Origin of the sequence: Kamptonema animale CS-326 (genome assembly GCF_028330895.1) — a bacterium.
Classification (GTDB): domain Bacteria; phylum Cyanobacteriota; class Cyanobacteriia; order Cyanobacteriales; family Microcoleaceae; genus Kamptonema; species Kamptonema formosum.
Genome location: NZ_JAQMUA010000467.1, coordinates 20,724 through 31,552 on the forward strand (window position 1 = coordinate 20,724; position 10,829 = coordinate 31,552).

At 41.8% G+C, this 10,829-nt stretch carries 11 protein-coding genes; 5 read left to right on the top strand and 6 right to left on the bottom strand.

Features of this window, described 5'->3' with window-relative positions; all coding sequences use genetic code 11:
* Positions 1–3: 3 nt before the first annotated feature.
* The 6 genes from PN499_RS27360 to sufR form a co-directional block, all read right to left on the bottom strand.
* Positions 4–1,566: a methyl-accepting chemotaxis protein gene (locus tag PN499_RS27360; protein ID WP_272036502.1), complete on the bottom strand. Its 1,563-nt coding sequence runs from the start codon at positions 1,564–1,566 to the stop codon at positions 4–6.
* A 165-nt stretch (positions 1,567–1,731) separates the two neighbouring features.
* Positions 1,732–3,090: a CheR family methyltransferase gene (locus PN499_RS27365; RefSeq protein WP_272036504.1), complete on the bottom strand. Its 1,359-nt coding sequence runs from the start codon at positions 3,088–3,090 to the stop codon at positions 1,732–1,734.
* Positions 3,062–3,547, bottom strand: coding sequence for a chemotaxis protein CheW (locus tag PN499_RS27370; RefSeq protein ID WP_272036506.1), 486 nt, complete (start codon positions 3,545–3,547; stop codon positions 3,062–3,064). Before PN499_RS27370 ends, PN499_RS27365 begins: the two co-directional genes overlap by 29 nt.
* A 278-nt stretch (positions 3,548–3,825) precedes the next feature.
* Positions 3,826–4,125: a tetratricopeptide repeat protein gene (locus PN499_RS27375; protein WP_007353116.1), complete on the bottom strand. Its 300-nt coding sequence runs from the start codon at positions 4,123–4,125 to the stop codon at positions 3,826–3,828.
* A 17-nt stretch (positions 4,126–4,142) separates the two neighbouring features.
* The gene (locus tag PN499_RS27380; protein WP_272036509.1) at positions 4,143–4,550 is read right to left on the bottom strand and encodes a hypothetical protein; all 408 of its coding nucleotides are present in this window, start codon (positions 4,548–4,550) and stop codon (positions 4,143–4,145) included.
* Between the two features lie 66 nt (positions 4,551–4,616).
* Positions 4,617–5,279, bottom strand: coding sequence for an iron-sulfur cluster biosynthesis transcriptional regulator SufR (gene sufR / locus PN499_RS27385; RefSeq protein WP_272036511.1), 663 nt, complete (start codon positions 5,277–5,279; stop codon positions 4,617–4,619).
* 332 nt (positions 5,280–5,611) lie between these two features.
* Here sufR and sufB point away from each other — a divergent pair, with 332 nt between their 5' ends.
* The 5 genes from sufB to PN499_RS27410 form a co-directional block, all read left to right on the top strand.
* A complete protein-coding gene (gene sufB, locus PN499_RS27390; protein WP_007353113.1) occupies positions 5,612–7,051 on the top strand; it encodes a Fe-S cluster assembly protein SufB in 1,440 nt (479 codons plus the stop codon).
* A 47-nt stretch (positions 7,052–7,098) separates the two neighbouring features.
* Entirely contained in the window at positions 7,099–7,533 is a 435-nt protein-coding gene (locus PN499_RS27395) for a clan AA aspartic protease (protein ID WP_272036514.1), read from the top strand.
* Positions 7,534–7,585: 52 nt separating this feature from the next.
* The gene (sufC, locus tag PN499_RS27400; protein ID WP_272036517.1) at positions 7,586–8,377 is read left to right on the top strand and encodes a Fe-S cluster assembly ATPase SufC; all 792 of its coding nucleotides are present in this window, start codon (positions 7,586–7,588) and stop codon (positions 8,375–8,377) included.
* Positions 8,374–9,714, top strand: coding sequence for a Fe-S cluster assembly protein SufD (gene sufD / locus PN499_RS27405; RefSeq protein WP_272036518.1), 1,341 nt, complete (start codon positions 8,374–8,376; stop codon positions 9,712–9,714). Before sufC ends, sufD begins: the two co-directional genes overlap by 4 nt.
* Positions 9,715–9,919: 205 nt before the next feature.
* On the top strand, positions 9,920–10,829 hold a 910-nt coding region (locus tag PN499_RS27410), incomplete at its 3' end, for an aminotransferase class V-fold PLP-dependent enzyme (RefSeq protein WP_272036520.1).

Genomic DNA, 10,829 nt, shown 5'->3' on the forward strand with positions numbered 1-10,829 from the left:
AAGTTACGCAGTTGCAACTTTAAAATGAGAAATTTCATGACGCAAGCCTTGTGCCGCCTCATTTAATTGGCTAATAGCACCGTTAATCTCACGTAAGGATTGAGCTGTTTGCGATGAAGCTTCACTGAGCTGCACCATTGCCTCGCTAATTTGCTGCGCCCCCTGTGACTGCCCTTCCATGCTGCCTGTCACCTGTTGAAAGCGAGGAGTTAGGTTTTGCACTTGGTCAATAATTGTATCTAATTTTATACCAATATTACGAACATCTTCCACTCCTAGCTCTACTTCTTTGGTAAACTTATCCATTTCCATTACCCCTGTAGAAACAGCACTTTGCATTTCTTTGACCATATTCTCGATATCTAATGTCGCCACTGCCGTTTGGTCAGCTAAACGGCGAATTTCACGCGCCACCACCGCAAACCCAGTTCCATACTCTCCAGCTTTTTCGGCTTCAATGGCCGCATTTAATGAGAGTAAATTTGTTTGATCCGCTACTTTTGTAATCGTAGTAACGATGCTATTAATGTTATTGGCTTTATCGCTAATTACTCCAAGTTTGTTAGAAATGCTCCCTGTAGCATCTGCCAACTTCCGCATCGTTTTTTCCATCTGCATCAAATCTTTTTGACTCTCACCAGCCGACTGTGCAGTTATATTAGATGTCTGTTCAACTTCATCCATTGTTTTTACCAATTGTCCAGAAGTGGTAGCAATTGCTCTGGCTGTAGCGGCTACCTGATTGGTGGAAGCAACTTGTTCGGTGATGGTTGCTTCTAGTTGCTTGCCTGAAGCTGCAATTTGGGTGGCAGAAGAGGTAATTTGAATTCCGGATTGTTGAACTTGGCGGATTAATGAATTCAGGTTGTCAGCCATTCTAACGAAAGCAATCTGTAATTTTCCAATCTCATCCTTAGTATTCTCAAAAACTTCCACTTTCGCGCTCAGATCTCCAGTAGCCACCTTTTCTGCTTGTCCTTGTACCTGAGCAACTCTGCTAATTATTCCCTCTACAATTTGGGAAATTAGAAATCCTACCGTCAAAGCTATAGCTAAAGCTATTATGGGAACGACTACAGATGCAGATTGTATGTAGCTCAGAGCATTTTTTGTATTTCCAATATCTTCTGCCAATATGTCTAGCTGTTCTTGGCGAAATTCCCGGAGCAATTTGTCGAATTCTTCAAGAATGTTTTTAGATTCTGCCAAATACGAATCTACTGCCTGTTTTTGCTGACCTTGATCTTTCAGAACGAAAGTTCTTTTAGCTAACTCTTGAAACTGATTTTTGATTTCAAGCATTCTTGCAAATCTTTGTTCCTGTTCTCGCTCTCCTATTATTTTGATGATCCTTTGGGCGCGGTTAGCTGCCTCCTCAAAATTATTTTCTTCTTTATCAAAAGATTGTAAAGCACCCTCAGCATTCCCAACCAGTAGATAACCCCGAACTTGCCTAGCCATCAACGAAACCCTCAAAATCATATCATCGGTTTCAATAATCATATTTTGGGCTGTATTTACACTTTGGAAAGTTTCCGCTGTTTGCCGACTATTAAAAAAAACCATTGTGGCAAATATGATGAACACAATGGTGGGTATTGCATATCCAACGAGTAGACGTTCTCTTAATTTTAAGTTTCCAAACATTTAATTTTGACCCAATTTTTATTATTTGTCAGTTTTCAGGAATTAGTCAAACTTTATCAGTTTAGCTGACTAATGTCTACTTATCTAAGGCTTTTGCAGGCGCTGGATACGTTGCCGTAAGACCGCTGCTCTAGCAAGATCCCCACTCTGTTCTTTAAGTAAAGCCAGATGCAGGAGTGCGTCAGAGTTGTTAGGTTCAAGATAAACTGCTTTTTGAAAGCATTGCTCTGCCTGATTTTCCATCCCTTTAGCTTGATAAACTTGCCCTAGTAAGATATAAGCCTCAACGCTGGTACTGTTTTCTTTGAGATAAGCTTCGCAAATTCTACCAGATTCGCTTAACTGTCCTGTATCGGCTAACTTCCGTGCATTTTCAAGGTTGGAAACTGGCAGGTTAATTAAGTTTTGACCAGGAATTATTTCTTTAGCAGATATTTTTTGAACGTTCGAGAAAGCAGTTCTCAATTCTGTAGACTCCTGATTTGGGAGTGTAGCGTTTTGTCTTTTGACTCTGAGATCGTTCTCCCTGAATTGAGGAAAGTTGTTTTTTCGCTCTGAGCGAGGACTAAAATCTGAGGTAGATGTTAAGTGCTTATTTCTAATTTGCACTCTTTCTTCATTTCTCGCTTCGCCTTTATTTTTGTCTTTTTTTTGGTAGGCAAAAGCAAAAGGATGTTGTACTGAGACAAACGAAGATGCTAATATCTGTGCTTGCTCGGCGTGTCCTAAAAACAGCAGCCCTTCATTTTTCAATAAACTATTTAAAGTGCCAATTGCTTTAGCTCTAGCTGCATCGTCGAAATAAATTAAGACGTTGCGGCAGAAAATGACATCATAAGGATTTTTGCCGATCCTAAAATTAGGAGCAACTAGATTTCCCTGCATGAAATTAACAGCATTTCTAACTAGATCGCGCAAGTGATATTTATTGCCAATTTTGGTAAAATAGAGGTTCTGAAATTCTAGATTTTTTACGCGAAATGAATTGGGGCTGTACGCGGCTTCTCGCGCTTTATCTAAGGATATTTTACTAATGTCTACGGCATCAATTTGAAATTGGTTAGGTGTCAAACCTGCCTTAAGGAGGGTCATAGCAATTGAGTAAGGCTCTTCTCCCGAAGAACAGGGTACGCTGAGTACGCGCAAGATGGGGTGATATTGCGTTGGTTGCCACTCTGCTTTGACGTAGCTCTCTAAAAAAGTAAATGGTTCCCAATCTCGAAAAAACCAAGTTTCCGGTACAATTAATAATTCAATTAGTTCTTCTAATTCTTGGGTTGATATTTGCAATTGCTGTAGATAAGTTTGTATATCGGGCGAATCCTCAGCTAGCATCCGTTTTTTTACAGCTCTGGCAATTTCCTTAGAGCCAAGAATGCTGGCAGACCAACCCAATTTATCTTTCAGGAGTGACTCAATTTGAGCTTGGAGCGTTACGGTCATCGTTCTTTCCTGCTAGTAAATATTGATGCTGGGGATCTGACAGCAGGTATTCTAGCCTAATACGCTGAATCATACCTTTATCATCCATAATCATTTCTCCTAAATAACCAGCAGCTTCATTTAAGTGGGTGGCGGCATCTACGAGCTCGCTATCTGGCTTATTTAATGTTTCCGTCACTCGTTCCGCCATCAATCCAATACAACGCTTAGCGTTATCTTTCCCAACGTAATTTACCATGATAATTCGAGTGCTTAAGTAGGAGCAACTTGGCTGTCCTTGAATTAAATGGCACAGATCGATGACTGGTACAATCGCAGAGCGATATTGAAACATACCTGCCACATAATCAGGCATTTGGTGAGTTTTCCTAAGAATTACTCTAGGTATAACTTCAACTACCTGAGAAGTATCAAGTGCGTAAAGGTTTTTACCTACATAGAATAGTAGCATTAGCATTGGCAGCACCTCTCGATCGCAGAATATCAATATTTACTAAGACGACTAAAAAATATGAGAGATTTACTCTTTTCTATACTTTTGCCCGCCCTCTAAATTTTACAAAATATTCTAAGAACCCCATGACCATAAGTTATTTTTCATAGGAGAAATAACAGGATAGTTCCGTTTATTTCTCCTGCTCGTAATTTTAATGTAAAAATAACCGCTCTTTAGCTCGCGCCGAATCTTGTATCCTTCTCAAATCCGGCGCTCGCCCATTCACTTATCGTTACTAACTAGAGGAGTTTATCTCCCGTAAATAAAGGTCGATTCTTTTTTAGCTTAGACAGATTATTTTTAGCCACTAAATTCTCAGGATAAATCTTCAGCACTTTTTCATAGACTTGTTCGGCACTATCGAGATTTCCCAATAAAACATGACACCGCGCCAACCGCGTATGAGCATCAGCATTTTTGGGGTCTAACTCAATAATCGAACTATTTATTTTCCTGGCCTCTTCTCCCCAATTGCCAGATTTGGCTAAAACCGTAGCTTTGTCAATTAGCTTGGAAGATTTGTCAGCACGACTAGCCATATAAAGCTTTGCTCCGTTTACAATTTCAAAAACGCCGCATCAATACCCTGTTCTCTCCTAATCTTACCATCTTTTTCAAACCACGCAACCACTTGTTTGACTGTTAAATTATCCATTGACTCCCCAGTTTCTAGGGAAATCTGCTTTAGGGGTCGCAAAGATGAAATCACCAAATTTGTAAAAAAGCTCTTAAAACTAGCATCAACTTCTATTTCTTGCTTAATATTTTCATCCTTCTCAATCCAATCTGCTACCTGCTGATTCGTTACGGCTTCCACAGTTAAACCTGTTTCTTCTGCTATTTGTTTAAGCACCCTCAAAGCATAAATCGCTAGCCGTGTCGAAAATTTTTCTTTTGCTGAGAGCAGAGCAATATCGACTTCTGCACACTCTGCTGCTGTTAAAAATTGCGCTAAAGGTTGCATCGTAATTCGATCTTCGGTAATTAGTAATGGATATAGATATGATTGTGAACTGTTGGCACTTTTCGCTCATTTACTGGTAATCAAATAACCGCACCGATGTTCACCATTAATAATCCAGTGAGTCCGCTGTACCGTACAATCTGGCAGCACCTCTGCAAACATTTCTAACTCATTACCACAGACGCTGGGGAAAGTCTCAGCAACATTAGAAATTGCACAATTATGTTCCATAAATATAAATTTATTTCCCGCACCTTGATTCTGAGTATCGCTAGCATCTACAGGATAGCATTCAGCCATGTAGCCCTCAATCCTGCGAAGTTCTACCAACCTCGCTACCCGTTCTTCTAAAGAACCTTTTCCCACCAGACGGCGATATTCCATCGCCTTGCGTTCCCATTGTTTTTCTAACAATGCGATCACACCCTCACGGCCCACAGTTTCCGCTAAAGTATCAAGAAGGGAAACTGCAAACTCGCCATAACGGTTAGGAAAGCGATCGCGCCCTTGAGTCGTCAATTCATAAATATGCTGGGGTCGTCCCATCCCTACCTGTAGCGATTGATACTGAATCAACCCTTCAGTTTCCAAGTCCTTGAGGTGGCGACGAATTGCCTGCGGACTTACATCCAGAGACTCCGCCAACTCTAGGGCCGTCCCCTTACCTTCCCTAAGCAAATATTGCAGGATATCTTGTTTCGTGGAATGCTGCTGAGTAGTCGTCATCATCTTGTTTACAAAAATATACAGGATTTACACATTTTGACGAAAATACGTCATTGCGAGCCAAGCGTTGGCATAGCCAGCCTGTTAGGGCTTAGCAATCTCGTTGCGGCTGGGATTGCTTCGCTTGGCTCGCAATGACAAGTAATCCCTGGTAACTCTTAATATAATCTCTTTGACTTTGACAAGATCGCTGTTGTTAATGTAGCTTAAAATATACTTAAGCAACAAATCTGTTGTTTAACCCAGAGCCTTCCCCAAGAACAAGCTCTACCCAGACGGCCTTCACCGTCTGCCATCCGCAGAGAATCGTCCAGAACACTAGAGAACACAAGATAATGAGCGCTACCGTCCAAACCTTAGTCAATCAGCCCTATAAATACGGCTTTGTCACCGAAATCGAGTCAGACACCATCCCTCGCGGCCTGAGCGAAGATGTTGTCCGCCTGATTTCCTCCAAGAAAAATGAGCCGGCCTTCATGCTGGAATTTAGGCTTAAGGCCTATAGGCAATGGCTGAAAATGACCGAGCCCACTTGGCCCCACGTCAGCTATCCGCCCATCAATTACCAAGAAATCATTTATTATTCGGCACCCCGGCAAAAACCTAAAAAGCTGAATAGCCTCGAAGAAGTTGACCCAGTTTTGTTAGAAACCTTTGAGAAACTAGGTATTTCCTTGTCTGAGCAAAAACGGCTCAGTAACGTTGCCGTTGACGCAGTTTTTGATAGCGTTTCCGTGGCTACCACCTTTAGAGAAAAACTCGCCAAAGATGGCGTAATTTTCTGTTCGATTTCCGAAGCAGTCAAAGACTATCCCGAACTAATAGAAAAATATCTCGGTAGTGTTGTCCCCGTAGGTGATAACTACTTCGCCGCCCTCAATTCCGCCGTATTTAGCGACGGTTCCTTCGTCTATATTCCCAAAGGCGTAAAATGCCCGATGGAATTATCTACATATTTTCGCATCAATAATGGCGATTCTGGGCAATTTGAACGCACATTAATTATCGCCGAAGCAGGCAGCAGTGTTAGCTATTTGGAAGGCTGCACCGCCCCGATGTTTGATACTAACCAATTACACGCCGCTGTTGTAGAATTGGTAGCATTAGATAATGCTGACATCAAATATTCAACCGTACAAAATTGGTACGCCGGCGACGAAAATGGTAAAGGCGGCATTTACAACTTTGTCACCAAGCGGGGGTTGTGCCAGGGAGTCAATTCTAAGATTTCTTGGACGCAAGTTGAAACCGGTTCGGCAATTACTTGGAAGTATCCCAGTTGCGTGCTCGTCGGTGACAATTCTGTGGGAGAATTTTACTCAGTAGCCCTCACCAATCACAAGCAGCAAGCTGACACCGGTACTAAGATGGTGCATATTGGCAAAAATACCCGCAGTACGATTATTTCTAAGGGGATTTCGGCGGGAAAATCATCCAATAGCTATCGTGGTTTGGTGAAAATGGGGCCCAATTCTAAGGGTTCTCGGAATTATTCTCAGTGCGATTCCATGTTGATTGGCGATAATGCTCAAGCGAATACTTTCCCTTATATTCAAGTGCAAAATCACACCGCTAAAGTTGAACATGAAGCTTCTACCTCCAAGATTGGAGAGGATCAATTGTTCTTTTTTGCACAGCGAGGAATTTCCCCAGAGGACGCTATTTCAATGATGATTAGCGGATTTTGTAAGGATGTTTTCAACCAATTGCCGATGGAATTTGCTGTGGAGGCCGACAAGTTATTGAGCTTGAAGTTAGAAGGCAGTGTTGGTTAATTGTTGGGTGGGCTTTGCCCACCTTCATCTTAGCAAGGTTGATGGCAATGAACACAGAAAATATGGGGATTACTTACGCAGAAATTGAATTGATTAGTGGCGACGATGTAGTATTGCATCGGAGAGGCTACATTCAAAAAGACCAGATTAGAACCGTTACGGTTAGAGCATTGGTAGACAGTGGGTCTTCCATGTTAGCCATTACTGAAGCAGTAAAAAATCAGCTAAATTTGTTAAAAATTGATGAAAAGCAAGCTGAATTAGCGGATGGTTCGATAGTCCGATTAGAAATAGTCGGGCCTGTGGAAATCAGGTTTGAAAATCGTATCACAACTGTGAGAGCGATGGTTGTCCCTAATAGTAATATTGTTTTACTGGGGGCAATTCCGATGCAGGATATGGATGTTTTGATTGACCCCAAGCGGGAACAATTAATTGTCAATCCAGAAAGTCCTGATATTGCTAGAATGCTTCTTAAGTGAAGTAAAATTGAACCGCAAAGGCGCACAAGGCGCAAAGGAGAAAAAAAGAAAGATGATTGTTGAAAATAGTCAAGTTATATTGTCAGTGCGGAATTTAACTGCTGATGTTGATGGGACGCAAATCCTTAAAGGTTTGAACCTAGAAATTAAAGCAGGTGAAATTCACGCGATTATGGGGCCAAATGGTTCTGGTAAAAGCACTTTTTCTAAAATTTTAGCTGGTCATCCCGCTTATACGGTTACGGGTGGCGAGGTAATTTTCTTAGGACAAAATATGCTGGAATTATCACCACAAGAACGCTCTTTAGCAGGTGTATTTTTGGCTTTCCAATATCCCTTGGAAATTCCGGGAGTGAGTAATCTTGACTTTTTGCGCGTAGCTTACAATTCCCGTCGCAAGCATCAGGGATTAGAAGAACTTGATACTTTTGATTTTCAAGATTTAGTAGAGCAAAAGTTGGATATTGTCAAGATGAATCCCGCTTTTCTTGACCGCAGCGTGAATGAGGGTTTTTCTGGCGGCGAGAAAAAGCGCAATGAGATTCTGCAAATGGCGCTATTAGAACCGAAATTAGCAATTTTAGACGAGACTGATTCGGGTTTGGATATCGATGCGCTGAAAATTGTCGCAACTGGCGTAAATCACTTAGCAAATGCTGAGAATGCCATGCTAGTAATTACCCATTATCAGCGGTTGTTAAATTACATTGTCCCCGATTATGTTCACGTCATGGAAGGCGGGCGAATTCTGACTACTGGTAATAAAGATTTGGCGCTGGAATTGGAAGCACGCGGTTATGATTGGGTAGTAGAAGCTGAAGCATCAGAGGTGGCGGCGCGATGACTACACAAGTTATTAATCGAGAAAAGTTTTTACCTAATTTAGTTAGTCAGTTTCGCCAACTTGGTAAAGGTAAGCGTGAAACTTGCGCTTACGGGTTAAACGATTTGCGGGATATAGCAACAGAGTACGTGCTTGCTGCTGCTTTTCCAACTACGAAAGATGAGGAATGGCGGTTTACAAATTTGTCGCCGTTGTTAGAAATTCCTTTTCAGGTAGCTGAAAATAAGCAGTTAGATGTTGGTTTGTCTGATATCACTTTACCCGTCAGCTCTAAGGAGGATTTGCCATTACGATTAGTATTCGTCAATGGTTATTATGCCCCCCAATTATCCAGCGTTCAATCCTCCCTACTGCCAACTTTGGCACTAGAGTTTTATGCCGGAAATCTATCTAATGCACCGGGGCCTTACCATGCTCGAATTAGAGAGCATTTGAGTAAGCACCAGCAGCAAAGTGAAGTTTTTTCTGCTCTAAATATAGCGGGTTTAGTGGATGCGGCGGTGGTATTTGTACCCCAAAATAAGGCGATTGATACTCCGATTCATTTGCTATTTTTTACTATTGCTGGTGCAACTCCAGTGATGTGCCAGCCACATTGTTTAGTAATAGCTGAACCAGGTAGTAGTATCACATTGGTTGAGGATTATGCAACCATTGGCAATGTTTCTACTTTCACGAATGCGATGACAGAGATAGTAGTTGGTGAAAATGCTACTGTTAATCACCTTCGCATTCAGCGGGAAGGTGGAGATGCCTTTCATATTGGCAAGAGTACGATATCGCAATCTCGGCATAGCCGTTATACCTGCCATGCTATTAGTTTGGGCGCGAAAATATCGCGGCATAATTTAGAAGTTACTCAGGCAGGTGAGGGAACTGAGACAACGCTAAATGGTTTAACCCTAATTGGCGGCGAACAGTTGGCGGATACTCATAGTGTAATCGGTTTTAATCATCCTCATGGCATGAGTCGCCAATTACATAAGTGCATTGTTGATGATAAAGCTCATGCTGTATTTAACGGCAAAGTTTTTGTTCCTAAGCTTGCACAATTGACTGATGCAGGACAGCTAAACCGCAATTTATTGCTATCACCAAAAGCACGGATTGATACTAAGCCCCAGTTAGAAATTGTTGCGGATAATGTTAAGTGTTCTCATGGTGCAACTGTCAGTCAATTAGAGGATGATGAGATGTTTTATCTGCAAAGTCGCGGTTTAGATGAAACAACCAGTCGGCATTTGTTAATTGATGCCTTTGCAGCCGAAATTCTCAATCAGTTACCTGTGGCTGCGGTGCGGGTAATGCTGGCTCGTATTGTAGCGAGTCGTACTTAATTTTCCTCCCTGCTAAGCTGTCAACCCGCCGGGTTAAAACCCCCGTCTCATCGCTAAAATCCTTTTAAGACGACTAAACATCAAGCGATTTTTAACTAAAGTTTTCAGTCGGTTTCAACCGACTTTAACTATTAGACGGGGGTTTTAACCTCCGGCGGTACTGAAGCATAAAGTTTTAATTCCTCATTACCTATTACCAAAAAAAATGACTATTACTCAAGAAAAAACCCTAGCATCTAAAGTTCGCCCCGACTTCCAAATTTTACAACAGGAAGTTAATGGTCAACCGCTGGTTTATTTAGACAATGCAGCCACCTCTCAAAAACCTCTAGCTGTCCTCAATGTTCTCCGGGATTATTACCAGCAAGATAATTCTAACGTGCATCGAGGAGCGCATACACTCAGCGGTAGAGCCACAGATGCCTATGAAGCGGCGCGAGACAAGATTGCTGCCTTTATAAATGCCGCTTCTCGTCAAGAAATCATCTACACCCGCAATGCTAGTGAAGCGATTAATTTAGTCGCCTATTCTTGGGGATTTAGTAATCTAGAACCAGGTGATGAAATCATCCTTTCAGTGATGGAACATCACAGCAATATTGTCCCTTGGCAATTTGTGGCAAAAAGGACAGGCGCGGTGCTGAAGTTTGTAGAACTTACCGACACCCAAGAATTTGATTTAGAACTATTTAAAAAGCTAATTTCAGACAAAACTAAATTAGTATCTGTAGTTCACATTTCTAATGCTTTAGGCTGTATTAACCCAGTTAAAGAGATTTGCAAAATTGCTCATCATTACGGCGCAAAAGTTTTAATTGATGGTTGTCAAAGTTTACCACATTTGAGCGTAGATGTGCAAGAAATAGATTGCGATTGGCTAGTAGCTTCTGGTCACAAAATGTGCGCTCCTACAGGCATTGGGTTTCTTTACGGCAAGTTAGATTTATTGCGGTCAATGCCTCCTTTTATGGGGGGTGGTGAGATGATTGCCGACGTATTTCTCGACCATTCTACCTATGCCGATTTACCCCATAAATTTGAGGCGGGTACTCCGGCAATTGGAGAGGCGATTGCCCTGGGTGCAGCCGTCGATTATTTAACTAACATTTGCATGG